The 22,863-nt window shown below is 75.0% G+C and carries 21 protein-coding genes and 2 riboswitches; of the genes, 9 read left to right on the top strand and 12 right to left on the bottom strand.

Annotated features, from left to right (window positions below; genetic code table 11):
* Nucleotides 1–149 precede the first annotated feature (149 nt).
* Nucleotides 150–258: riboswitch (SAM riboswitch) on the bottom strand.
* A 127-nt stretch (nucleotides 259–385) separates the two neighbouring features.
* Entirely contained in the window at nucleotides 386–520 is a 135-nt protein-coding gene (locus E5225_RS18100) for a hypothetical protein (RefSeq protein WP_279536515.1), read from the bottom strand.
* Between the two features lie 86 nt (nucleotides 521–606).
* Nucleotides 607–1,803 carry a cobalamin-independent methionine synthase II family protein gene (locus E5225_RS01165; RefSeq protein ID WP_135972245.1) on the bottom strand — a complete coding sequence of 399 codons (1,197 nt, stop codon included), beginning with the start codon at nucleotides 1,801–1,803 and terminating at the stop codon, nucleotides 607–609.
* Nucleotides 1,804–2,010: 207 nt separating this feature from the next.
* Between E5225_RS01165 and E5225_RS01160 the strand changes: the two genes are divergently transcribed.
* Nucleotides 2,011–3,543, top strand: coding sequence for a M20/M25/M40 family metallo-hydrolase (locus E5225_RS01160; RefSeq protein WP_135972246.1), 1,533 nt, complete (start codon nucleotides 2,011–2,013; stop codon nucleotides 3,541–3,543).
* Nucleotides 3,544–3,699: 156 nt separating this feature from the next.
* On the opposite strand, the gene E5225_RS01155 is transcribed toward E5225_RS01160, so the two are convergent.
* From E5225_RS01155 to E5225_RS01140, 4 genes are all read right to left on the bottom strand, one after another.
* On the bottom strand, nucleotides 3,700–3,957 hold the full coding sequence (locus tag E5225_RS01155) for a helix-turn-helix transcriptional regulator (protein WP_135972247.1): 258 nt from the start codon (nucleotides 3,955–3,957) through the stop codon (nucleotides 3,700–3,702).
* Between the two features lie 2 nt (nucleotides 3,958–3,959).
* Entirely contained in the window at nucleotides 3,960–4,880 is a 921-nt protein-coding gene (locus tag E5225_RS01150) for an ABC transporter permease (protein ID WP_135972248.1), read from the bottom strand.
* Nucleotides 4,877–5,851 carry an ABC transporter ATP-binding protein gene (locus tag E5225_RS01145; protein WP_135972249.1) on the bottom strand — a complete coding sequence of 325 codons (975 nt, stop codon included), beginning with the start codon at nucleotides 5,849–5,851 and terminating at the stop codon, nucleotides 4,877–4,879. The genes E5225_RS01150 and E5225_RS01145 overlap by 4 nt, the downstream gene beginning before the upstream one ends.
* A gap of 75 nt (nucleotides 5,852–5,926) precedes the next feature.
* Nucleotides 5,927–6,358 (bottom strand): VOC family protein, encoded by a 432-nt coding sequence (locus tag E5225_RS01140; protein WP_135972250.1) that lies wholly within the window; start codon nucleotides 6,356–6,358, stop codon nucleotides 5,927–5,929.
* A gap of 245 nt (nucleotides 6,359–6,603) precedes the next feature.
* Between E5225_RS01140 and E5225_RS01135 the strand changes: the two genes are divergently transcribed.
* The 4 genes from E5225_RS01135 (at nucleotide 6,604) to E5225_RS01120 (ending at nucleotide 11,839) form a co-directional block, all read left to right on the top strand.
* The gene (locus E5225_RS01135; RefSeq protein ID WP_135972251.1) at nucleotides 6,604–7,149 is read left to right on the top strand and encodes a hypothetical protein; all 546 of its coding nucleotides are present in this window, start codon (nucleotides 6,604–6,606) and stop codon (nucleotides 7,147–7,149) included.
* Between the two features lie 115 nt (nucleotides 7,150–7,264).
* On the top strand, nucleotides 7,265–7,981 hold the full coding sequence (locus tag E5225_RS01130) for an alpha/beta fold hydrolase (protein ID WP_135972252.1): 717 nt from the start codon (nucleotides 7,265–7,267) through the stop codon (nucleotides 7,979–7,981).
* Between the two features lie 155 nt (nucleotides 7,982–8,136).
* Nucleotides 8,137–9,441 carry an MFS transporter gene (locus E5225_RS01125; RefSeq protein ID WP_135972253.1) on the top strand — a complete coding sequence of 435 codons (1,305 nt, stop codon included), beginning with the start codon at nucleotides 8,137–8,139 and terminating at the stop codon, nucleotides 9,439–9,441.
* Nucleotides 9,442–9,679: 238 nt separating this feature from the next.
* Nucleotides 9,680–11,839: a nuclease-related domain-containing DEAD/DEAH box helicase gene (locus tag E5225_RS01120; protein ID WP_135972254.1), complete on the top strand. Its 2,160-nt coding sequence runs from the start codon at nucleotides 9,680–9,682 to the stop codon at nucleotides 11,837–11,839.
* A 2-nt stretch (nucleotides 11,840–11,841) separates the two neighbouring features.
* Here the strand turns inward: E5225_RS01120 and E5225_RS01115 are convergent, their stop codons facing one another.
* The 3 genes from E5225_RS01115 to E5225_RS01105 form a co-directional block, all read right to left on the bottom strand.
* Entirely contained in the window at nucleotides 11,842–12,249 is a 408-nt protein-coding gene (locus E5225_RS01115; RefSeq protein WP_135972255.1) for a hypothetical protein, read from the bottom strand.
* Nucleotides 12,250–12,786: 537 nt separating this feature from the next.
* On the bottom strand, nucleotides 12,787–13,431 hold the full coding sequence (locus E5225_RS01110; protein ID WP_135972256.1) for a hypothetical protein: 645 nt from the start codon (nucleotides 13,429–13,431) through the stop codon (nucleotides 12,787–12,789).
* Nucleotides 13,432–13,655: 224 nt separating this feature from the next.
* Nucleotides 13,656–14,228 carry a DUF6318 family protein gene (locus tag E5225_RS01105; RefSeq protein ID WP_279536518.1) on the bottom strand — a complete coding sequence of 191 codons (573 nt, stop codon included), beginning with the start codon at nucleotides 14,226–14,228 and terminating at the stop codon, nucleotides 13,656–13,658.
* A gap of 149 nt (nucleotides 14,229–14,377) precedes the next feature.
* A riboswitch (SAM riboswitch) is annotated at nucleotides 14,378–14,490 on the top strand.
* Nucleotides 14,491–14,506: 16 nt separating this feature from the next.
* On the opposite strand from E5225_RS01105, the gene E5225_RS01100 reads away from it, so the two are divergent.
* Nucleotides 14,507–15,163, top strand: a complete 657-nt coding sequence (locus tag E5225_RS01100; RefSeq protein ID WP_135972258.1) for a hypothetical protein — start codon at nucleotides 14,507–14,509, stop codon at nucleotides 15,161–15,163.
* A gap of 61 nt (nucleotides 15,164–15,224) precedes the next feature.
* Here E5225_RS01100 and E5225_RS01095 read toward each other — a convergent pair whose 3' ends face one another.
* Both E5225_RS01095 and E5225_RS01090 read right to left on the bottom strand, forming a co-directional pair.
* On the bottom strand, nucleotides 15,225–15,701 hold the full coding sequence (locus E5225_RS01095; protein WP_135972259.1) for a hemerythrin domain-containing protein: 477 nt from the start codon (nucleotides 15,699–15,701) through the stop codon (nucleotides 15,225–15,227).
* A 43-nt stretch (nucleotides 15,702–15,744) separates the two neighbouring features.
* On the bottom strand, nucleotides 15,745–16,506 hold the full coding sequence (locus E5225_RS01090) for a deoxyribonuclease IV (protein WP_208012449.1): 762 nt from the start codon (nucleotides 16,504–16,506) through the stop codon (nucleotides 15,745–15,747).
* Nucleotides 16,507–16,691: 185 nt separating this feature from the next.
* Here E5225_RS01090 and E5225_RS01085 point away from each other — a divergent pair, with 185 nt between their 5' ends.
* Entirely contained in the window at nucleotides 16,692–18,650 is a 1,959-nt protein-coding gene (locus tag E5225_RS01085; RefSeq protein WP_243738086.1) for a pectate lyase family protein, read from the top strand.
* Nucleotides 18,651–18,914: 264 nt separating this feature from the next.
* Entirely contained in the window at nucleotides 18,915–19,205 is a 291-nt protein-coding gene (locus E5225_RS01080) for an early set domain-containing protein (protein ID WP_243738087.1), read from the top strand.
* Between the two features lie 77 nt (nucleotides 19,206–19,282).
* Here the strand turns inward: E5225_RS01080 and E5225_RS17840 are convergent, their stop codons facing one another.
* Nucleotides 19,283–19,834: an excalibur calcium-binding domain-containing protein gene (locus E5225_RS17840; protein WP_243738088.1), complete on the bottom strand. Its 552-nt coding sequence runs from the start codon at nucleotides 19,832–19,834 to the stop codon at nucleotides 19,283–19,285.
* 374 nt (nucleotides 19,835–20,208) lie between these two features.
* Here E5225_RS17840 and E5225_RS01070 point away from each other — a divergent pair, with 374 nt between their 5' ends.
* Nucleotides 20,209–22,761, top strand: coding sequence for a hypothetical protein (locus E5225_RS01070; protein WP_135972260.1), 2,553 nt, complete (start codon nucleotides 20,209–20,211; stop codon nucleotides 22,759–22,761).
* Nucleotides 22,762–22,863: the final 102 nt, after the last annotated feature.

Here is a 22,863-nt window from a genome sequence, read left to right as displayed (position 1 = left end):
CGCGCCGCGGACGGCGGAGCACCGGCCGCAGGGGGGCCGTGGGGACGACGGCGCGGGGGCGCCGTGGCTCAGCGGAGGAGGCCGCTCACCAGCCGGTACAACAGGACATCGCGCACGCTCCTCGAGTCGCTCACCAGCGCCCCGGTCCGGGGCCGCACTTGCCCTCCGGGGGAGGGCCCGGTCGTCATCTGGAGCACCCCGTCGCGGTCGGAGGGTTGCTGCCCGGCCAGCCAGAGCTTGTCGCCGGAACTCAGGACCTGTCCGGAGTATAAGCACGCACCCGCCACATGCTGGACGGGCGCCCAGCACGTGACGGGTGCGCGGCGTGCGTCACGCGGTGCGCAGGTCAGGGCCGACGCCCGTCCCCCGGGGCATCCCCCGTGGGTCAGCTCGCGAGCACGAACACGATGCCGAACACGGCCCCGAGCACGACCACGACGCCGAGCCAGACCAGCACCCGTGCGAGCTGCCGCGTCCGCCGCTCGTCGCCCCAGGGCTCGTGGTGCCCGTCGCCGCTCATGCCGTCGCCCCCGCCGTCATGCCCCCACCCTGCGCGCACCGACGCCGCGCCGCACGCGGGCGCCGGGCGGGCGGTGGTCGGTGGCGTCAGCCGAGACGGGCGCCGGCGATGCGGGCGCCCTCGGTGAGCGCCTCGAGCTTCGCCCACGCGATCTGCGGGTGGACGCGCCCGCCGAGCCCGCAGTCGGTCGACGCGACGACGTTCTCCGGCCCGACGCGCGCCGCGAACCGCTCGATCCGCTCGGCGACGAGCTCGGGGTGCTCGACGACGTTCGTCGCGTGCGACACCACGCCGGGCAGGATCACGGCGCCCGCGGGCAGCGTCACGTCGTCCCACACGCGGTACTCGTGCTCGTGCCGCACGTTGGCGGCCTCGAACGAGAACGCGCCGGCGTGCACCTGGAGCATGGTGCCGACGATGTCCCTCATGGGCAGGTCGGTGGTGTGCGGGCCGTGCCAGGAGCCCCAGCACAGGTGGAACCGGATGCGGTCCTTGGGCAGGTCGCGCAGCGCGTGGTTCAGCGCCTCGACGCGCAGCGCGGTGAACGCGAGGTAGTCGTCGACGGACGGCTCGGGCTCGATCTGGTCCCAGTTCTCGGCGATCGACGGGTCGTCGAGCTGCAGCACGAGGCCGGCGTCGAGGATCGCGACGTACTCCTCGCGCAGCACGTCGGCCCACGCGAACAGGTACTCGCGGTCGGTCGCGTAGTGCTCGTTCGCGAGGCGCGCGGCCGACCCGGGCGCGATGGAGGTGAGGAAGCCGGTGGAGACCCCGGCGGCGTCGAGGGCCGTGCGCAGGTTCGCGACGTCGGCGGCGATGGCCGCCTGGCCCGTGTACGTCAGCGGGCCGGTGGCCTTGGGGAAGCCGGTCGGCGCCTCGCCCGACATGACGCCGGACGCCGGGTCGCGGTAGGCCTCGGTGAAGCGCTGCTGGTCGCGGCGGTGCAGGAAGCCGGTCGTGCGCAGGTCGCCGGGGGACGAGAGGTGCTGCTCGGTCGCCCACGCCATGGACGTGTCGAGCTCGAGCCCGCCGGTCCGCTGGAACGAGTACGACCACCATGCACCGAAGTCGAGGGCGCTGCTCATGGCCTTGCCGTACTCGCCGTCGCCGGGGACGGTGATGCCGAGGTCGACCTGGCGCTGCACGAGCGCGACGACCTGGTCGCGCAGGAACTCGTCCCAGTCGGGGCGCTGCTCGCCGGCGGCGCGGGCGGCGTTGGCGGCGATGAGCTCGGGGGTGCGCGGCAGCGAGCCGGCGTGGGTCGTGGCGATGGGGGTGGTCACGGCTCGGGATGCTACGTCGGCGGTGCCGCGGCCCCGCCGACGGTCCACGGCACGCGCCCGCAGCGGCCCGCGTCACAGAGTCGTAACGCGGAAGTCATCCAGGGTGGTGACGTCGCAGGCCTCCGGCGCCTACGTTGGGCGGGCGACGTGACCATCGCGGCCCGGCCGACCGGCCGGCGCCCCTCACCGTGGAGAAGGGGGCACCTCGTGTCCGCTCGACGTCCCACCACCACCCTCGCCGGCGCGGTCGCGCTGACGCTCGGGGTGACGGCACTCCTGGCACCACCCGCGGCGGCCCACGGCAAGGGCGGCAGCGCCGAGCGCTTCGCGCAGAAGGTCAGCTCGCGCGCGGTCCTGCGCCACCTCGACGCGTTCCAGCGCATCGCGGACCGCAACGACGGCAACCGCGCCGCGCTCACCCCCGGCTACGAGGCGAGCGCGCAGTACGTCGAGCGGACGCTGCGCCGCGCCGGCTACCGCACGTGGCGCGACCCGTTCACGTTCGACCGCGAGGTTGTCGACGCCGCGACGCTCACCGTGACCGGCGGCGCGGCGTACGAGGTGGACCAGATGGCGTTCTCGGTCAACACGCCCGAGGGCGGGCTGACGGCCCCCGCCGCGATCCCGGACGACCCGTTCGGCTGCACCGCCGAGGCGTGGGGCGACGCCGACCCGGCGGGCGCGATCGCGGTCGTCAGCCGCGGCGACTGCCCGTTCTCCGCGAAGGCGCTCGCGGCGGAGAGCCTCGGCGCGGTGGGCGTCGTGGTGCACAACAACGTCGAGGGGCTGTTCGCCGGCACGCTGGGCGCCGAGGGCGTCGTCGCGGTGCCGGTGGTCGGGCTGTCGCTCGCGGACGGGCAGGCGATCGTCGCGGCGGCGCAGGCCGGGCCGGTGGAGGTCACGCTCGACGCCCGCCTGCACGGCGAGGAGGTCGAGAGCTTCAACGTCCTCGCCGAGACGCGCGCGGGCCGCGACGACAACGTCGTCATGCTGGGCGCGCACCTCGACGGCGTCGAGGAGGGCGCCGGCATCAACGACAACGGCACCGGGTCGGCCGCGATCCTCGAGGTCGCCGTGCAGCTGGCGCGCGAGAAGCGCCTCAACAACACCGTCCGGTTCGCGTGGTGGGGCGCGGAGGAGCTGGGGCTGATCGGGTCGACCGCCTACGTCGAGGAGCTCGCGACGCAGGAGGGGGAGCTCGACCGCCTCGCGACGTACCTGAACTTCGACATGGTCGGATCGCCGAACTACATCATCGGCGTCTACGACGCGGACGAGTCGACGTACCCCGCACCCGTCGCCGTGCCCGCGGGGTCGGCCGAGACCGAGGACGTGCTGACCGGGTACTTCGACGGGATCGGCCAGCCGTGGGTCGACACCGAGTTCTCCGGCCGGTCGGACTACCAGGCGTTCATCGTCAACGGCGTGCCGGCGTCCGGCCTGTTCACCGGGGCGGACGGCTCGAAGACGGAGGCGGAGGTCGCCCTGTTCGGCGGCACCGCCGGCATCCCCTACGACCCGAACTACCACTCCCCCGCCGACGACATCACGAACGTCAGCCACGAGGCGCTGCGGATCATGACGAAGGCCATGGCGTTCGCGACGTTCTCGCTCGCACAGGACACGTCCGCGATCAACGGCGTCTCCGGCCCCGGGGACCAGGGCAAGCCGTGGAAGCCGTGGTGGCCCGGCAAGGGCCGGCACGACCACGACGTCCGCCCGCTGGACGACGCCGCGTGACGCCGTCCTGACGCTCGCGGGGGCGCGTGCGTCCGACGGCCGGACGCACCGGACGGCGCACGCGCTCACCGCGGGGGCCGCCGCCACGGCCCGCCCCCCGGCCCGGCCCGGGTCCGCCGTCGCGGCGGCCCGGGCCGGGTCGTGGCGTCCCGGCGGTCACCCCCCCGAGGTGGCCGCCGGCGTCCCGATCCGCGGGAACGGCGTCAGCGAGAACACGACCTCGACCGGCACGTCGAAGAAGGTCGCGATCCGCAGCGCGAGGTGCAGCGACGGGGCGTACTCGCCGCGCTCGAGGTACCCGACGGTCTGGTAGTGCACGCCGAGGGCGTCGGCGAGCTCGCGCCGGCTGACGCCCCGCTCGGCGCGCAGCACGGCGATGCGGTTGTGGACGGACTCCCCGCCCTGCTCCGCCACGCTCAGGCCGTCCGCTGCAGGTGGGCCTGCAGGCGCGCGGCCATCGCCCCCGCGGTCTGGCGCGACGTCACCCGGCGCAGCACGAGCGGCGCCACGACGACCCCGGCGACGGCCCACGCGGCCAGCACGGCCGCCGCGATCCCGGGGTGCCACGCACCGCCGATCTCGAGCGCCTCGGCCGCCTCCGGAAGGGTCGTGGACCGCATCCCGTGCGCGAGCCAGTACAGCGGGAACGCCTGCACGGTGCCCTGCGCCCACCCGGGCAGGCCGGTCGGCGGGCCGAACACTCCGGACACGAACGCGAGGATCACCACCGGCGCCACGCCGAACGGCAGGACGCGCGCGGGCCGTCCGCACAGCGCACCCACCACGACGCCGACCGGCAGCATCGCGAGCGTGCCGAGCAGGAGCCAGCCGACCAGCGCGACCCAGCCGCCCGGCCCCTGGTGCATCGGGTCGCCGAGCAGGAACGGCCAGGGCACGAGCAGCACCGCGAGCATGGGCAGCGTGCCGAGCACCTGCGCCGTCAGCATGCCGACGGTGTACGTGCTCGTGCCGCGCGGGGCGGCGCGCAGCCGCAGCACGGTGCCGTCCTCGACCTCCGTGGCCAGGGCGAACGCGGGTCCGAGCGTCATGCCGAACATGATGGTCGCCGCGAGGATGCCCGCCAGGGCGAGCGCGGGCACGGTCAGGCCGTCGGCCCCCGGCACGGGCGTGTCCTTCTGCGTCCACAGGTAGACCAGCAGCGCGACGCCGATGAGGACGTTCCAGCCGACGTCCTCGGGCGTGCGCAGCATGTGCCCGAACTCGGTGACGCCGCGCCGGATCCCGAGCCGGACGGACCACGCGCGGGGTCCGGCGGCGCGCGGGGCGGGGCGCGGGTGGGCGGTGCGACCGTGCGGGGCGGTGCGGGGAGCGGTCATCGCCGGGCCCCCGTCCGGTGCGCGGGTGTGCGGGACGGCGTGCCCGCCGGGCCGGCGTCCGCTGCGTCGGCGGCTGCGGGGGCCGCCGCCTCGTCGGCCTCGTGCCGGTGCACGATCTCGAGGTAGGCGTCCTCGAGCCGGGCGTGCAGCACCTCGAGCTCGTCGATGGGCTCCGGCCCGGCGAGCAGCCCGCGGCTGAAGCCGACGGGGTCGTCGGTGCTGTGGACGTGCCGCACACCGCCCGACGTCCACCGGACCTCGCTGGGGCCGGCGACGGCGCGGGCCAGCGCGTCGGGGCTGCCGTCCGCGACGATCCGCCCGCCCGCGAGCACGAGGATCCGGTCCGCGACGACCTCCGCCTCCGCGAGGTCGTGCGTGGTGAGCAGGACGAGCGTGCCGTCGTCGTCGACGACCTCGTGCAGCAGCTCGTGGAACTCGCGGCGCGCGGCAGGGTCGAGCCCCGCGGTCGGCTCGTCGAGGACCAGCAGCTCGGGGCGGCCGACGAGCCCGACGGCGACGTCGAGGCGCCGGCGCTGGCCGCCCGACAGCGTCCCGACGCGCTGCGCGCCGACCGCGGTGAGCCCGACGCGCGCGAGGAGGTCGTCGGTGTCGCGGGGCCCGCGTGCGCGGCCGGCCGCGTAGGGGAGGTAGGCGGCGGCGAGCTGGTCGAGCAGCTCGCGCACCCGCCACCGCTTGTGGTCCCGCCACGACTGGAGCACGACGCCGACGCGCGCGCGCCACGTCTCGTCGGCGTGCTCCGGGTCGGCGCCCAGGACGCGGACGGTGCCCGCGTCCCGGCGGCGGAACCCCTCGAGGATCTCGACGGTCGTCGTCTTGCCCGCGCCGTTGGGCCCCAGCAGGGCGACGACGCCGCCGTCGATGTCGAAGGAGACGTCGTCGAGCACGGTGTGGCGCCCGTACGCCATGCGCAGCCCGGCCACGCGGATCGCTGGTTCGGTCGTCGTCGCCATGTAGTAGGTGTACTACATCTTGTCGTGCACCCGCTACCCCTCGACGCGCCGGACGGGACCCTTCGGGCGGCGCGCTCAGCCCTCCTGCGGCCCCAGGCCCGAGATGGTGACCATCCAGCCCGTGCCGAACCGGTCCGTGAACATGCCGAAGTCGTCGCCCCACGGCGCCCGCTCCAGCGGCAGCACGTCCGAGCCACCGGCCGACAGGCCCGCGTACCAGCCGCGCAGCGTGTCCGCGTCGTCGGGGCCGCCGCTCAGCGAGATCGTCACCGACGACTCCGTGGGCACGTCCATGTCCGCCGGCGCGTCCGACGCCATCAGGGTCAGCCCGCCCGGGACGTCGAGCTGACCGTGCATCACGTCGTCCGCGTGCTCGGGGTCGTGCGGCATGCCGCCCTCGGCGAACGTCGTGATCACCGGTGCGCCGCCGAGGACGGACGCGTAGAAGGCGAGCGCCGCCCGGGCCTCGCCGCGGAAGCCGAGGTAGGGGTTGAGGGTGACGGTCATGGCTGCTCCCGGGGTGCGGGCGCACAGGGCGTGCGCGCTCAGAGGGGCAGACGTCCCGCGGCGCGCCGACTCATCGGGTGCGCCGCGGTGCCGTGCGGGGCAGGGTGGTGCCCGGCAGATGATCGGCGCAGATGATCGGCGCAGGCGATCGCCGCAGGTGATCGGGCGGCAGCGCAGGGCGGGTACGGGACGGTCGTCGCGGGCGGCCACCAAGGGCGGACCAGCGGGACGAGGCGGGAGGGCACGTGGCCACCGACGGCAAGCGGCTGTGGACGATGGTGCGGCGGTACGGACCGATGGTCGTGGCCGCGTCGGGCCAGGTGACGGCCTACCTCAAGGCGCACCCCGAGATCGCCGGGCCGGTCCGGCGCCGGGTCGAGACGTGGAGCGACGCGGTCCTCGCCGCGCAGCGGCGGCGGTCCCCGGAGGGCCAGATCGACGCGACGATCGAGCTCGTCACCCGGCTCGCGGCGGACCGTCAGCCCGTGGACCCGGTGCAGGCCGAGGCGTGGGACGGCCGCGCCGACCACCTGCGCCAGGCGCTCGACCTCGCGCTCACGCGCAGCGGACCTGCCCGCCGGGACATGCTCGCGCGGGTGTCCGCCGAGGCCGACGCGCTCGCGGCGGAGGTGTTCGACTCGCTCGTCGGCCCGGGCGCCGACGACGGGCCGGCCGGTGACGCGGTGGCGGGCCGGACGATGCCGCAGGTGCGGTCGCGGACGGTGCCGCAGCTGCGCGGACGGCCCCTTCGGCGGCCCGACCGGGGGCGCGGCGGGGCGGAGCCGCGCTGAGCCGCGCTGAGCCGCGGGGCTGTGGTCGGCTCGGCTCGAGGGCTGGGGTCGGCCCGGCCGTGCGGCTGGGGAGGGTTCGTCCGAGATGTCGGTGGGCGCCCGTAACGTCACCGCCATGGACGTCATCCTGGTTCCCGGTTTCTGGCTCGACGCGTCGTCGTGGGACGCGGTCACGCCACCCCTTGTCGCCGCGGGCCACCGCGTGCACCCCGTGACCCTGCCGGGGCTCGAGGACGGCTCGGAGGTCGCCCGGCACGCCTCCCTCGGGCTGCGCGACTGGGTCGACGCCGTCGTGGCGCTCGTGGACTCGGTCGACGGGCCCGTGGTGCTCGTGGGGCACTCCGGCGGCGGCGCGGTGATCCACGCCGTGGTCGACGCGCGGCCGGACCGGGTGCGGCGTGCGATCTACACGGACAGCTGGCCGACCGGACAGGGCAGCGTCATCAACGACGAGCTGCCGGCCGAGGGCGACTCGATCCCGCTGCCGCCGTGGGAGTTCTTCGAGGACCGCGATCTCATCGGTCTGGACGACACGCTGCGTGAGCGCTTCCGGGCGGTCGCGCGCCCGATCCCGGCCGCGGCCGCGACGGACCCCCAGCAGCTGTCCGACTCGCCCGCTCGGTACCGGGTCCCGGTCACCGTCGTGACGTGCGAGTACCCCGCCGCCGAGGTGCGCCGCCTGCTCGAGGGCGGCCTGCCGTGGTTCGCCGAGCTCGCGACCGTCGAGGACGTCACGTACGTGGACCTCCCGACGGGCCACTGGCCGCAGCTCACCCGCCCGCAGGACCTCGGCGAGGTGCTGCTCCGCGAGGTGGAGCGCACGGCAACCTGACCGGTGGCGCGCGCGGCGCCTCGTGCGGCCCTGGTGGGCGCCCGTCCGGACCATCCCAAGCGTCCGGTGTGCACCGGTCCCCTCCCGTTCGGCGACGCGAGGCCGTAGCCTCCCCTTCGCGTCGCACGAGGCGGCCGGAGCGGGGGGAGCACCACATGTCGGTCACCACGTCGACGTCCGCGCCGTGGCGGACGCGTGCCGCCGTGGGCGCGGCCTACGCCGCGCAGGGGTACGGGTACGCCACCGTCGTCACGGCGCTGCCCGGGTTCAAGGTGCGTACGGGCATCGACGACATGACGATCTCGCTCGTCCTGCTGCTCGGCTGCCTGCTCGCCGCGGCCGGGTCGGTGACGGCGGAGCGGATCGCGACGCGCCGGTCCAGCGGGACGGCGCTCGTCGCGGGCCTGCTCGCGCAGGCGGTGGGTCTCGCGCTCGTCACGACGGCGACGTCGGTGCCGCCGCTCTTCGGGGCGTTCGCGGTCTTCGCGGTCGGCCTCGGGCTGGTGGACGCGTCGATCAACATGCAGGGCGTCCTGCTGCAGCGGTTCGCGGGCCGGTCGATCATGTCGACGCTGTTCGCGTGCCTGACCGCCGCGGCGATCGTGGCGTCTCTCGCGCAGGCGGCGCTCGCGAACCTCGGGGCCACGACGGGCGCCGTCGTGTCGCTGCTGGTGGCGGCGGTCGTCGCGGCGGCGATCGCGCTGTCGATCCGCGGGTCGCTCATCCCCCGGGCGGCGGCGGAGGCCGCCGGCACGGCCGCCCGGACCGTGGGCGGTGCCACCGCCCGGGCCGCGAGGACTCCCCTGCCCCGAGCCGGCATCTGGCTGTTCGGCGCGATGGTCGCGGCCGCGTTCGTCGCCGACTCGGCCGTGAGCAGCTGGAGCGCGGTGTACCTGGCCGACGGCCTCGACGCGCCGGCCACCGTCGCGCCGCTCGGCTATGCCGCGTACCAGGGCGCGGTGCTCGTCTCGCGGCTCGCGGGCGACCCGCTGGTGCGCCGGTTCGGGCGCGGCAGGGTCGTCGGCGCGACCGTGCTGCTCGCCGTCGCGGGCCTGGGGCTGGTCGCGCTCGTGCCGTCGCCGAGCACGGCGATCGTCGGCTTCGCGCTCACGGGCATCGGCGTCGGGGCGCTCGTCCCGCAGGCGTTCTCCGCGGCGGGCGAGCTCGCGCCCGACCGCCTCGACGAGGTCATCGCGCGCATCAACCTGTTCAACTACGTCGGCGCCCTGCTGGGCGCCGTCGTCCTCGGGCTGCTCTCGGAGGGCCCGGGGCTCGGCCCGGCGTTCCTCATCCCCGCCCTCCTGCTCCTGCCCGCCGTGGCGGTCTCGCCCCGGTTCGGCGGTGCACCGGCGACGGGCACCGCGGGTGCCGCGGGCGCTGCGGCCGGCGCCGTCGCACCGCCGACCACGCCCGTCTCCGCTGCCACCGAGACCCCGCCCACGACGCCCGACGCCGACTGACCGGGGCGGCCTCGCCCGAGGGAGCCGGGCACCTCGCCCGGGGTGAGCCGGTCGCCTCGCCCGGGTGAGCCGGTCGCCTCGCCCGAGGGAGCCAGGAACCTCGCCCGGGTGAGCCGGTACGGCGCGCGAGTGCGCCAGCGCCGACGGCGCGTCGTGGGTGATCGGGTGGTTCGCCCGGCCCCGGCTCATGCTGCGCCCCCGCCGGGCCGATGGAGCGGCGAGCAGGGAGGACTTCCACATGCCCGCAGGAGACTCCGCGGCGAACGAGGCGCAGCGTCAGCTGCTGCTCGCGACCGCGCACGAGAAGGCAGCGGCGGACGCCCGCCGGACCGCGGCGAGCTACGGCCTCGCGTCGGCGACGGAGCAGCGCACGGCGCGCGCCCTCGCGCCGCTGGCCGCAGCCGGGTACCACCTGCTCGCGGACCGGCAGTGGCCGGGGAGCCGGCGGGCGCAGGTCGACATGGTGGTGATCGGCCCGGGTGGCGTGTTCGTCGTCGACACCAAGGCCTGGGCGGAGGTGTCGATCGTCGGTGACCGCATCCACCGCGGCGACGCCGACGTCACCGACGAGCTGATGGCCCTCGCCGACCTGGCGTACCGCACGGAGGGCGAGCTGGCCGAGGTCGGGCTGGCGCCCGGCGAGGTGCACGCCGTGGCGGTGCTCGCGGGCCGGTCGGGCGTCGACGAGCACGTCGGCCCGGTGCGCGTGGTCGGTGAGCGGGACGTCCTGCAGCTCGTGGCGCGGCACGGTCAGCGGCTGTCCCCGACGCAGGTCGACGTGGTCCTCACGCGCGCGCTGAGCTGGTTCCGGCAGGTCGGTGCACCGGCCCCCGTCAGCACCACGCTGCCCGAACCGGTCCTGCCCGCGCCGTCGACCGCCGTCGTGGCCATCCCGGCCCAGCGGCACGCAGCGGACGACGCGCCCGTGGCGCCGCCCGTCCCGGACGACCCGGGCACGTTCACCATCGAGCCCCTGCTCGACGACGCGACGGTCCAGGCGGCGCTGCTCGACGGCCTCATGGCGGCGCCGGTCGAGGACTGGATGGCGTTCCTGCACCCCGCGCAGGCGCGCGTGGTGCGGCGCTCGTTCAACGGTCCGTCGCGGATCCGCGGCGCGGCGGGCACCGGCAAGACGGTCGTCGGCCTGCACCGCGCGGCGTACCTGGCGCGCACGCGGCAGGGCAGGGTGCTGGTCACGACGTACATCCGGACGCTGCCGGACGTGCTGCGCCAGCTGTTGACCCGCCTGGCGCCGGACGTCGTGGACCGCGTCGAGTTCGCGGGCGTGCACGAGACGGCCAAGCGCATCCTCGACGAGCGCGGCGTGCAGCACCGCATCGACGGCAGGCAGATCACCGCGGCGTGGACCAGCGCGTGGGGCCGGGTCGCGGGCGGCAGCATCATCGACACCGACCGCCACGAGCAGGACTACTGGCACGACGAGGTCCGCTACGTCATCAAGGGCCGTGGCCTGACGCAGTGGGAGCAGTACGCGGACCTGCCACGCCTCGGGCGACGGCACCGCCTCGGCCCGCAGCAGCGCCGCGTGGTGTGGGACCTGTACCAGGCGTACGACGCCGAGCTGCGCGTGCGCGGCGTGCACGACTTCGCGGACCAGATCGCGCTCGCCGAGGCCGAGCTGCGCCGTCAGCCGCCCGCCGAGCCGTACACCGCGGTGATCGTCGACGAGGCGCAGGACCTGTCGTGCGTGATGCTGCGCATGCTGCACGCGCTCGTCGGCGACGCTCCCGACGGCCTCACCCTCGTCGGCGACGGCCAGCAGACGATCTACCCCGGCGGGTTCACGCTCGCCGAGGCCGGCGTCTCGGTGGCCGGCCGCGGCACGGTCCTCGACATCAACTACCGCAACACCGCGGAGATCCTGCAGTTCGCGTCGATGCTGGTCGCGGACGACGAGTTCGCCGACATCGAGGGCGCCACGGCCCGCGGCGACCGCCCGACGCAGGTGCCCCGCCGCGGGCCCAAACCGGTGTACGTGCGCTGTGCGAACCAGGCCGACCGCGCCCGCCGCATGGTCACTCGCGTGCAGGAGGCCGTCCGGCAGGTCGGCACCGGCTACGGCGACGTCGGCGTCCTGTCGCTCTCGCGCCGCGGGGTGGACGACGCGACGGCGGCACTCACGGCCGCCGGCGTCCCGGTCGTGAACCTCGAGAAGTACGACGGCGTCCCGGTGGACGCGGTCAAGGTCGGCACCATCAAGCGGGCGAAGGGGCTGGAGTTCAAGCAGGTGCTCGTGGTCGACGTGCGCGCCTCCTGGTTCACCGAGAAGCCGGAGCAGCTCGACGAGGTCGACCGGGAACGCCGCGAGTACCGCCTGCGCGAGATGTACGTCGCGATGACCCGCGCACGCGACGGCCTGTGGGTGGCGTCGGTCTAGCCTCACGGCACCCCGACCTCGAGGACGCTCCACGACGCGCCGTCGTGCCGCAGCCGCACCCGCAAGGTCTGCCGGACCGGGTCCTCCACCTGGACCTGCCACTGCCCGCTCGCGGGGTCCACCCAGGAACGCGTCCCGAGCATCTCCGTGTCGACCTCGACGACCCAGCTCGCGTCGACGTCCTGCCCGACGAGCATGTCGTGGTCGACCTGCGTGCTGAGCATCAGGGTCTCGGCGCCGTCGGCCGCGGTCACCTCGTCGACCTGCCGTGCGATCTGCCCGCAGAAGGCGACCTCCGGGGCGCACAGGGCGAGCAGCGGCTCGGGCTCGAGGGCGGTCATGGCGTGGTCGGCGAGGGCGAAGAGGTGGACGACCGAGGCCATGGCGCCGTACTGGCCGGGGTCCTCCATGCCCGCCGCCGGCGGGGGCGCGGAACCGGGGACGCCGGCGACGGTGACCGTCCCGGAGGACGCCGGGGCGTCGGGTGTCGGCGGCGCTGCGCTGGGCGCGCCACCCACCCGCGACGGACCGGCGTCCGGGGTGGGGCTCGCCGCGGCGTTCGGAGCGGGGCGTGGAGCCGGCGAGGCGTCGGGTTCGGCGCCACCGGGCGCGCAGGCGCCGAGCGCGGCAACCAGCACGAGCACGGGCGCAAGGGCCGCGCGCTGACACACGGCGCGACGAACGGCCCGGAGACGGTGGCGGGAGGACGGAGGAGGTGTCGTAGCAGGCATGCGGAGGAGCCTCGTCGTCGCGCCGGGACGCCGGACGACACCTCCGGGCGGTCGTGGACGGGCTCGCCCTGATCGTGGTCTGTGGGCGGCTCACGGGGAGGTCGGAGGCGCCGCACGTGACCCGATGGCAGCACGCGCCGACCGCTCACCACCGACGTGCCCGCCCGCGGCGGCTCATCGGTGCGACACGACGGCGCAGGACTTCTCGGGTTTGCCTCAGCAGTCCTCGGGTGTGGGGACGGCGGTGCACAGCTCGGCGACGAGCTTGCTGGTGCGTTCGACGACGTCGAACGGGGCGCTGGTGGCGGTGGTCTGGGCGGTGCCGTCGACGTCGCGCCAGGCCGGGGAGCCGGCGACCTGGTAGCGGCCGGACCACTCGGTGGTCAGGGTGATCGTGCGGGTACCCAGCGCGCGGTAGACGTGGAACGTGTCGAACGCCGGGTACGGGGAGCCGGGGTCGGTCGTGACCAGGGGTGTCGAGCCGTCGCCGAAGTCGTAGGTGTAGCGGGTGGGGGTCGCCTCGACCGTGACCTGGTAACCCAGGAGGTCGGTGGTCAGGGTCACCGGGGAGGGGTCGGTGTAGACGATCGTCTCCATGTTCACCAGCACCCAGTCCGCGGCGGGTTGGACGTTGAGGACCGGGGCGGGGATGGGGAGGCGCCGGAAGTCCTCCGCCGTGAGCACGGGCAGGATGTCGGCACCGCAGCCGCCACTGTCGATCTGCTGCCACTGACCCCACGGCGACGCAGGAGTGGCGCGCTCCCGCCGCCACATCGGCTGCACGATCGTGTCGCCCTCGCAGGCGTCGAGGGCGCCCGCCGTGTCGGCTCCGGGCGGACACCCGCCGCCAGGCGCTCCCATGGTCCACGTCGCCGCCACTTCCCGGCACAACGGCGCCCGCACGTACTCGACCAACCTCTGTCCCGCCGGCACGGTGCTGTTGGCGTGAGCGAGCTGCTCCGAGCGAGCGGCCGAGATCCGCACCGCCGCAGAGTCGTCCTCAGGCACCTCGGCATCGACGCCGCGCCCTGGCAGTGTGGTCGCGGAGACGACGAGCAGGACCGCGACGGCCGGAAGCCAAGCGGTCATCCCGCGTCGGCCGGGTTCACGTCCACGGCGTCGACCGTCCAGCCGTCACTGGCGTAGGTCAACGCGACCTCAAACGCATACCTGCCGCCCTCGGAGGCCGAGACCCGCGACCCGCTGGCGTCCGTCTCAGTCGAGGGGGCCTCCGTAGCGATCACCTTGGCCGAGTACCAACGACCCGCATCAAGCTCTGTACCGCGCGCCTCGTGGATGTCGATCGCGCCACCGGTCACGCGGCCGTCGCCATCGTGCACGCGGCTGACCCCGTCGCGGGTACGGGTGCAGAACGCACACTGCGCCCCCGACATGGTGGCCCACTCGGCCGTGTCCCCCGTCGCGTACGCGTACGGGTAGAGCGAGATGAAGTACGACGCCGCCGCAGCTGCCCCATCGGCGCTCGGCGTCGCCATGGCGTCGGGCCGAGCAGGAGGGACGCTCAGGTCCGCCGTCGGTGTCGGTGCGGCGGTCGGCGCGGGGGTCGGTGACGGCGTGTCGGAGGACGCTGTTCCGGAGGACGTCGGCGCGGGCGGCGACCCCTGTCCCGTGCACCCGGCGACCAGCGCCCCGAGCATCACGGGCGTCAAGGCGGCCACGAGCGCACTACGCCGTCGTCGAAGCATGCCCGGAAAGTACCGGTTCCCGACGTGCTCGACGCCAGCCCCGCCCACCCTGTGGATGGCGCGTACGGCACTTGTCGCACCCCGCCCCTACAGTCGGCACCGATCACGAAGCTCGGCCTCAAGCCCTCCAGCCGGCCGACTGGCAACCGCGCGAGCGCACGGTGCCCCCGGAGGAAGATCCGCCCGTGCCGCCCGGCGCGGGAAGACGCTCGACCTCCCCAGGAGGAGACATGGCTACACCCTTCGACATCGAGTCCCCGCTCGGCACGCCGCGGACGGGCTGCGTCGGCCAGGAGCCCGGTCACGCGCCGGTGGCGCGCCGCGTCAGCGCGGCGGTGTCCGCGGAGGGCGAGACGTACCGCGTCGCGGGCGTCGACGGCGGCGTCGTGCAGGTGACCCGCCACGACGGCGTGCCCGCCCGGTGGTGGACGCACGACCCGGCGCCGTTCGCGGAGCACGCGGCGGCCGCGGACCCGACGGTCTGCCTGCACGACGGCGGCGTCGTGCGCGTGGGCAGCCGGTACCTCAGCGTCGCCACCGACGCGGTCGCAAGCCCGTGCGTCGAGGGGGTCGTCCGCCCGACGGGGCTGCGGTACGCGTTCCTGGTCCGCACCCTGCCGCTCGACCCGACGCTCGTCGCGCTGTTCCCGCACACGGCGTCGCTGTACCGCCTCGACCCGCCGATGCGGACGCGCAGCGGCGGCTACGAGCACGTGGTGGTGCTCGCGGAGCAGCGGGACGGGTACCAGGTCACGCAGATCTTCGGGTCGGACGCGGACGGGTGGATGCGGCCGGGCGACCTGCCGGGCTCGTTCGAGGGCGGCATGGACCACGTCGAGGCCCTGAACCGCGCGGGCTACGAGGTGGTCCTGCCCCCGCCGGCCTGACGGCTGCCGGCCGGGGCACGTGCGGCGTTCGTCGCGTGCGCTGCGACGAGCGCCGCACGGCTCATGCCAGCGGGCCCAGCATCTCGCGCGGCGGCCGGTCGCTCGTCAGCCTCGCGAGCGGCTCGAGCAGGCGCTTCTCCTCGTACCGGAAGTGCGTCTCCATGATCGCCTCGATGCCGTCGAGGTGGCGGTGCAGGGCAGCCGCGTCGTGGCCCGCCTCGACGGCCTCCTGCAGGGAGCCGAGCAGCTGCGCGAGCACGCTGTGGTCGCGCACCAGCTGGGCGACGACGTCGGCGAGCGATGGGTCGAGCGCCACGAGGTCGGGGAACATCGCCGCGTCCTCGCTGCGGTGGTGGCCGTCGAGGGCGGCGCAGAAGCCGGTGCAGAAGAGCCGGAGGTCGGACGTGAGGCGATCACCGGACGCGGCGTCGTCGTCGATCGCGTCGCGCGCGATCTGCAGGCTGTCACGGAGGCGGGCGTGGACGTCGCGGAGCTGACGGTCCCACGCGACGATGCGGGAACGGTGGTCGGTAGGCATGTGCCCCCGACGCTAGAGCCCCGAGCGCACCCCCGGAAGCCCCTCAGCCCGCGAGCGCCGCCCTGAGGAACGCCACGTCCTCGGCCTGCCGCTCCCCCGGCGTCTCGACGACGACGTCGCAGCCCGCCTCCCGCACGACGTGCGCGATGAGCTCGGGCGGGATGGTGCCGGTGGCGAAGTTGGCGTGCCGGTCGCGGCTCGACCCGTGCTCGTCGCGCGAGCTGTTGGCGTGCACGAGGTCGATGCGGCCGGTGATGGCGGTGAGCCGCTCGACGATCGTCTCGAGGTCCTCGCCGGCGGCCCACGCGTGGCACGTGTCGAGGCAGACGCCGACCTCGTACTCACCGATCGCGTCCCACAGCATCGCCCAGCGGTCGAGGGTGCGGGCGCAGGCGTTCTCGCCGCCGGCGGTGTTCTCGACGAGCACGCGCACGGGGTACTGGGCGCGCGCGAACGTCTTGCGCCAGTTGTCGATGCCGACGGCGATGTCGTCGCCGTCGCCGACGTGCCCGCCGTGCACGATCAGCCCACGCGCGCCCAGGTCGGCGGCCGCCGCGGCGTGCTGGGCGATCATGTTGCGGCTCGGGATGCGGATGCGGTTGTTCGTCGAGGCGACGTTGACCAGGTACGGCGCGTGCGCGTAGATGCCGAGGCCGGACTCGATCAGCGCGTCGGCGTCCTCGCGGCGCACCGGCTTCTTCCAGCCCTGCGGGTCGGCCAGGAAGATCTGCACCGCCTGCGCGTCGACCTCGTGGGCGGCGGCGACCGGGTCGTCGCCCCGCACGTGTGCGCCGATGAGCACCACGGACAGCCTCCTCCGGTTGGGGTCGCGCCAGGCTAACCCGCCCCGCCGACAGCCCACCCGCCGACCCTGCGGGCACCGGCCCGCACACCGGCGCCGACCGAATTGCACGGACCCCTTACTAATTGCCCGTCGAATGTGGTCTGCTCCGGATGTCCGAGTCGGATCTCAACGGAGAGGCACCGCGCATGGACCTGCACACCCCGCCCGCCCCCGGGCGACGACCCCACCGGCACCGCCGCCGCACCCGCACGCTCGCCGCCGTCGCCGCGCTGACCGTCGCGGCCGGCGCCGTCGCCTCGTCCGCCGCGGCCGGCCCGCCGCGCGGCGGCTCCCCCGCGCCGGACCTCGGCCCGAACGTGGTCGTCTTCGACCCGAGCATGCCCGTGGCCGACATCCAGTCCCGCGTCGACGCGATCCACGCGCAGCAGGTCGACGCCGAGATGGGCACGGCCCGCTACAGCCTGCTGTTCCTGCCCGGTGAGTACGGCACCGCCGAGCAGCCGCTGCAGATGAAGGTCGGCTACTACACGGAGGTCGCGGGCCTGGGCGGCTCCCCGACCGACGTCGTCGTGCACGGCAAGATCGAGACGTACAACCGCTGCCTGTCCGACGACCCCGCGAACCCGAACTGCATCGCGCTGGTGAACTTCTGGCGCACGCTGTCGAACCTCACGCTCGACATCGACGGCACGGGCCAGGACGACTGCCGGCGCACCGCCAACTTCTGGGCCGTCTCGCAGGCCGTCTCGCTGCGGCGCGTCAACGTCCTCGCCGACGAGGGCGACCCCGGCTTCTCGCTCATGGACTACTGCACGGCCGGCCCGCAGTTCGCCAGCGGCGGGTTCATCGCGGACTCCCGCTTCGGCGACGTGACGAACGGGTCGCAGCAGCAGTGGCTCACGCGCAACAGCGAGGTGCGCAGCTGGTCGAACGCCGTCTGGAACCAGGTGTTCGCGGGCGTCGAGGGCGCCCCGGACGACGCGACGTTCCCCGACCCGCCGTACACGACGCTCGACGAGACGCCCCTGAGCCGCGAGAAGCCGTACCTCTACGTCGACGAGCGCGGGCGCTGGAACGTCCGCGTGCCGTCGGCGCACGAGGGCACGCGCGGCATCACGTGGGCGGACGGCATGACCCCCGGCACGTCGATCCCGCTGCGCGACTTCTACGTCGCCAGGCCCGGCGACCGGGTGCAGACCATCAACGCCCAGCTCGCACGCGGCAAGCACCTGCTGCTCACGCCGGGCGTGTACGACGCCGCGCGCAGCATCGAGGTCAGGCGCGCCGGCACGGTCGTGCTGGGGATGGGGCACGCGACGCTGACGTCGGTCGGCGGGGCGGTGCCGCTGACGGTGGCCGACGTGCGCGGGGCGATCGTGGCCGGCGTGACGATCGACGCCGGGCCGCAGGAGTCGCCGGTGCTGCTGCAGGTCGGCACGCAGGGACGCGGGCACGGACGCGACGGCCAGGAGGCCGGGCACCGCGGTCGCGGCCCGGAGAAGGGCCGCGGGCTCGACCCGATCACGCTGAGCGACGTGTACTTCCGCGTCGGCGGGCCGCACCGGGGATCGACCGACGTGGCGCTGCGGATCGACGCCGACGACGTCCTCGTCGACCACACCTGGGTGTGGCGCGCCGACCACGGCGTCGAGGGCTTCACGGAGGGCGTCAACGGCGACACGGAGCGGTGGCGCACGAACATCGGCCGCACGGGCGTCGTCGTCACCGGCGACGACGTCACCGCGACCGGCCTGTTCGTCGAGCACTTCCAGCGGCACAACACCGTGTGGGAGGGCGAGCGCGGACGCGTCGTGCTCTACCAGAACGAGCTGCCGTACGACCCGCCGACGCAGGCGGACTGGACCGAGCCCGACGGCACGCTCGGCTGGGCCGGCTACAAGGTCGGCGACCGCGTCCGCGAGCACCAGCTGTGGGGCGGCGGCGTCTACGTGTTCAACCAGAACAACCCGTCGATCGTCACGGAGAACGGGTTCGAGGTGCCGCGGCGCCCGGGCGTGCGGCTGACGCACGTCATGACCGTCAACCTCAGCGCGGGCACGATCCGGCACGTGGTGAACGGCGTCGGCGGGCAGGTCGACAACTCGAACACGGGCACGCCGTCGTTCGTCACGCAGTACCCGTGACGGGGCGTCGGCGGCCCACCGGACGGGCCGCCGACCACCCCGATCACGACATGGAGGGCCGTGGGTGCGAAACGCCCACGGCCCTCCGCCGTGGTCCCTTAGGGTGACGACGTCGCTCGAGGACGAGGGCGTGCGCCGACGGGGCAGACGGCGCGCCACCGACTCGTCACACGCGGGTCACCGCGTTCGTGCCGTCCCGAAACATGGCCACGCCACGCTTCGTGCGCGACCCCTCCCGACACCCGCGCCGTAGCCAGAGAGTGGATGCCACCCGTGCTCAAGAAGTCCCGTTCCGCCAAGTCCGGAACCTGCACCCTGACGTTCGCCCTCCCGACGCCGAGCCTCGACGGGCCGGTCAGCGTCGTCGGGACGTTCAACGACTGGACGCCCGCGCGGCACGTGCTGCGCAAGCGGTCGAACGGGATGTCGAGCACGTCGGTCACCGTGCCGGTGGGGACCGTCGTGACGTTCCGGTACCTCGGGGACGGCGGGAAGTGGTTCGACGACATCGACGCCGACCGGGTGACCAACGAGGGGTCGGTCGTCGCGGTCTGACGGGTCGGGTCACCGGCGGCTCCGCTGGGCGACGGCGGGCCGGTCGGTCGTCGCGGTCGGAAGGGGGCCGGCGTCGGCTACTCGCAGCCGACGCCGTCGCCGTCGCGGTCCAGGTGCGGGCCGTAGCCCGCCTCGCCGCGGCGCACCGGCGCGGCGCCGGCGGCACGCGCGGCCGAGCAGTTCTCGAAGGCCGCCGTCGACGACCCTCCACCCGCCGGGGGCGGGACGACGGCCGCGCGGGCGCCGGCACCCTGCTCAGCCTGCGCGACCGCGGACTCCCGTTGCGCGACGGCCGCTGCCGCCGCCTCGACGGTCGCCCGCTGCTCGGCGAGCGCCGCCTCTCGTGCCGCCAGGTCCTGCGCCTGGCCGGCGAGTGCCTCGAGCTCGCCCGACAGCCGGGCGACCTCGGCCTCGGCGGCCTGCACCGCGGACTCCAGCTCGGCACCCGCTGACTCGAGCGCCGCCTTCTCCTCGGTGAGACCCACGTTGTCGTCCGTCAGCACCTCGACGTCCTGGGTCAGCTCGTCGATCGTCGCGTCAGCGTCCCGCAGCGCGGCGGTGTCACCGCCCCCGCCCACCGCGCCGAACAGGATCCCGACGACGAACGCGACGACCCCGGTGACGGGCACCGCCCACCGGCGTCGCGGGCGGGAGTCGTCGACCCACAGCGGCCAGCCGGGCGGAGGCTCCGGCCAACTCGGGTCGGGCCGCCAGCCCTCCGGTGGTGCCCACCCCGCCGGGGCGGAGGGCCATCCGGGCGGAGGGTTGAACACCTGGGTCATGGCTGCCGTCCTCGGCATCGACGCGCTGGTGCGTCCACTGTCCCGCGGCCGAACGCCCAGGGACCAGGGACGAGGCGGGTGAGACGCGGGGTGAGATCGCGTCGGTCGACGGCGGCTCGGCTGGGCGACGCCACCGGCGCGGCGGAGGTATCTCACGGGCGTCCCGACGTCCTTCTCCTCCAGGTGGTCGCGCCGGCGCGGCCGTGCCCCGAGGAGGAGCCATGCCCGACGCGCACCGATCGGCCGGGCTGGTGCCCGCGGGGGCGGCCCTCGACGGGCTCACCGAGATCCGCGTGCACGGGGTCGGCGGCACCGGGCCGGAGTCGCTGCTCGGCGACCTGACGCCGACGCGCGTCGGCGGGGACCGCATCGCCGGCTTCTACCGGACGTCGGACGTGGCGGGGCGGCACCGGGAGGCGTACTCGTGGGGCGGGATGACGTCGCACAGCCCCCTGCGGGCGCTGTGGATGTTCCTCGTGCCGGCGATGTTCGCGAACATGGCCGGCTGGATGGCGCGGCGGTGGGTGACGTCCGGCGAGGACGAGGTCACGCAGAAGCCGACGATGTGGCTGTTCCGGTGGTTCGCGCGGCTGTCGGCGCTGTCGCTGACGCTGGCGGCGACGGCGATGTCGGTGCTGCTGTTCGTCGACGTGGTCGCGTACCAGTGCGGCGCGATCGCCGGGTGCGGCGCGACGGGGTGGTGGACGGGCGCGGTCGAGCGGTGGGCCGGCGCGGACGAGCCCGGGAACCGGGTGGGGGCGGGCGCCGCGGTGTCGGCGCTGCTGGCGGTGGGGGTGTTCCTGCTGGCAGGGCGCACGCGGCGCGCGTACGAGAGCGTCGAGCCGCCGTCGCTGCCGGGCGCCGGGACGCGCGCGGGGGCGAGGACCCCGAAGCCGTCGTGCACGTGCGCCGCCGCGCGGGAGGGCGGGCTGCGCAACGAGCACTTCTGGTCCGGGAGGGTGTGGCACCAGTTCCTCTCGCAGGTGCACCTGGCCGCGTGCCTGGCGGTGGTGACGCTCTACGTCGGCGGGGTGGTCGCGGGGCTCGGCGCCGGGACGGTGTGGGGGACGCTCGGGTGGGTGTCCGTCGGGGTGGCGGCGGCGTCCGTGCTGGCCGTGATGGGGCTGCTGGCGCGGGACCGGTCGGCGCTGCGCGCGTCCGCGACGCTGCTCGTCGTCACGACCGCGGGCCTGCTGCTGGCGGGGTTCGCGGCCGTGGCGCTGCCCGCCGGGGCCGGTCCGGCCGGCATGGCACCGGGCGCGCGGACTGCCGTGAACTGGGCGTGGGGCGTCGCGCTGGGGCTGCTCGTGCCGCTGGCGGCGCAGCAGGTCGGGGCGTGGGTGTCGCGGCGGCGGAAGGAGCGCTCGGGCGGGCGGTCGCCGCGGCTCGAGCTGTTCCCGTGGGCGGCGCCGTTCGTCATGAACGCGGTGGCGCTGCTGATCGCGAACGCGGTGCTGCTGTCGGTGATCGTGTGGGTGGCGCGGGCGCTCGCGCCGGTCGAGTGGGGGTTCGGGCCGACGGACCCGGGGGTGGCCGCGGGCGTCATCTACCTGCCGACGGCGATCGGGTCGATCGCGTCGGTGCTGTCGCTGGGGCTGGTGGGGATGGGGCTGGCGTTCGGGCTCGTGTTCGCGGTGCGGTACGTGGTGGCGCGGGGAGCGTGGGCGCCGCGGGTCGAGGCGGAGCTGCGCGAGGCGTACGCGGCGGCGCGGGCCGAGGGGGCGGGCATCGCGGACGGGGAGCGGGACGCGTCGGACGACGGTGGCGGCGAGACTAACGGGCACGCCGTCGTCGCGTCGGCGCGGAACGATGCCGCGTGGTGGCGGTCGGCGTTCGACGGACCCGCGTTCGAGGTGCACGCGCGGCGGGTGGGGCGGCCGAGCGCGTGGGTGCGCAAGGTCGCCGGCATGCGGTTCGTCGCCTCGCACTCGCGCGACGTCGCGTGGCTGCTCGTCGCGGTGACGGTCGCGGGCGTCATCGGCGCCGTCACGTTCCTCGTCCGGGTGTGGCTGCTGCGCGCCGGGACGCCGATCGTCCTGCCGGAGATCGGCATCACCCTGGCCGTCCTGCTGCCGCCCGCGTACGTCGGCGTGCTGCTGCTCATGTGGCGTCGCGAGCGGTGGCGCAAGGCGCTCGGCTCCGTGTTCGACGTCGGCACGTTCTTCCCGCGGTCGTTCCACCCGTTCGCGCCGCCGTCGTACGCCGAGCGCGCCGTGCCCGAGCTGACACGCCGCATCTGGCGCCTGCACGACAACGGCGGACGCGTCGTCCTCACCGCGCACTCGCAGGGCAGCGTGCTCGCGGCGGCGGTCGTGGGGCGGACGTCGACCCGGGACGACGAGCCGACGATCGGCCTGGTCACCGTGGGGTCGCCGCTGGGGAAGCTGTACCGGTGGGCGTTCCCGGCGCTGTTCACCGACGGGTTCCTCGACGGCATCGCGCACGGGCGGCCGGGCATCGGGCCGGTGGCGTGGACGAACGTGTACTACGCGACCGACTACGTGGGCGGGGCGGTGCGGACGGCGGAGTCCGTGGTGCCCCGGGGCGCGGACACGGAGCTCGTCGACCCGCCGACCGACCAGCACGTCGTCGACCAGCCGCTGCCGCCCGTGCTCAGCCACACCGGCTACTGGGTGGACCCGGCGTTCTGGCGGTGCGTCGACGCGACGTGCGACGCGGTGCAGGCGGACGCGGCGGCGCGCAACGGGGTTCCGCACGGGATCGTGCGGGACCGGAAGGTGATCGACCCGGAGGTGCCGTTGCGGTACCTGTGAGGAGGGCGGGGGCGGTCGGCCTCGGGCGGTTTCGGGACCGACGCGTGGGGCGTTCCCGCGATCTGTGCTCGCAGCCGGCCGTGCGGCTGTGGCCGGCGCTGC

Origin of the sequence: Cellulomonas shaoxiangyii (assembly GCF_004798685.1) — a bacterium.
Taxonomy (GTDB): Bacteria; Actinomycetota; Actinomycetes; order Actinomycetales; family Cellulomonadaceae; genus Cellulomonas; species Cellulomonas shaoxiangyii.
Note: the sequence above shows the minus strand (reverse complement) of the source record. Positions and strands in the feature narration are given on the sequence as shown.

What these genes read in the sequence shown, in the direction of transcription:
- E5225_RS18100 (WP_279536515.1), bottom strand. Translation starts at nt 520, where the DNA reads ATGAGCGGCGACGGGCACCACGAGCCCTGGGGCGACGAGCGGCGGACG.
- E5225_RS01150 (WP_135972248.1), bottom strand. Translation starts at nt 4,880, where the DNA reads ATGACCGCTCCCCGCACCGCCCCGCACGGTCGCACCGCCCACCCGCGC.
- E5225_RS01145 (WP_135972249.1), bottom strand. Translation starts at nt 5,851, where the DNA reads ATGGCGACGACGACCGAACCAGCGATCCGCGTGGCCGGGCTGCGCATG.
- E5225_RS01140 (WP_135972250.1), bottom strand. Translation starts at nt 6,358, where the DNA reads ATGACCGTCACCCTCAACCCCTACCTCGGCTTCCGCGGCGAGGCCCGG.
- E5225_RS01130 (WP_135972252.1), top strand. Translation starts at nt 7,265, where the DNA reads ATGGACGTCATCCTGGTTCCCGGTTTCTGGCTCGACGCGTCGTCGTGG.
- E5225_RS01125 (WP_135972253.1), top strand. Translation starts at nt 8,137, where the DNA reads ATGTCGGTCACCACGTCGACGTCCGCGCCGTGGCGGACGCGTGCCGCC.
- E5225_RS01120 (WP_135972254.1), top strand. Translation starts at nt 9,680, where the DNA reads ATGCCCGCAGGAGACTCCGCGGCGAACGAGGCGCAGCGTCAGCTGCTG.
- E5225_RS01115 (WP_135972255.1), bottom strand. Translation starts at nt 12,249, where the DNA reads ATGGAGGACCCCGGCCAGTACGGCGCCATGGCCTCGGTCGTCCACCTC.
- E5225_RS01110 (WP_135972256.1), bottom strand. Translation starts at nt 13,431, where the DNA reads ATGGGAGCGCCTGGCGGCGGGTGTCCGCCCGGAGCCGACACGGCGGGC.
- E5225_RS01105 (WP_279536518.1), bottom strand. Translation starts at nt 14,228, where the DNA reads ATGCTCGGGGCGCTGGTCGCCGGGTGCACGGGACAGGGGTCGCCGCCC.
- E5225_RS01100 (WP_135972258.1), top strand. Translation starts at nt 14,507, where the DNA reads ATGGCTACACCCTTCGACATCGAGTCCCCGCTCGGCACGCCGCGGACG.
- E5225_RS01095 (WP_135972259.1), bottom strand. Translation starts at nt 15,701, where the DNA reads ATGCCTACCGACCACCGTTCCCGCATCGTCGCGTGGGACCGTCAGCTC.
- E5225_RS01085 (WP_243738086.1), top strand. Translation starts at nt 16,692, where the DNA reads ATGGACCTGCACACCCCGCCCGCCCCCGGGCGACGACCCCACCGGCAC.
- E5225_RS01080 (WP_243738087.1), top strand. Translation starts at nt 18,915, where the DNA reads ATGCCACCCGTGCTCAAGAAGTCCCGTTCCGCCAAGTCCGGAACCTGC.
- E5225_RS01070 (WP_135972260.1), top strand. Translation starts at nt 20,209, where the DNA reads ATGCCCGACGCGCACCGATCGGCCGGGCTGGTGCCCGCGGGGGCGGCC.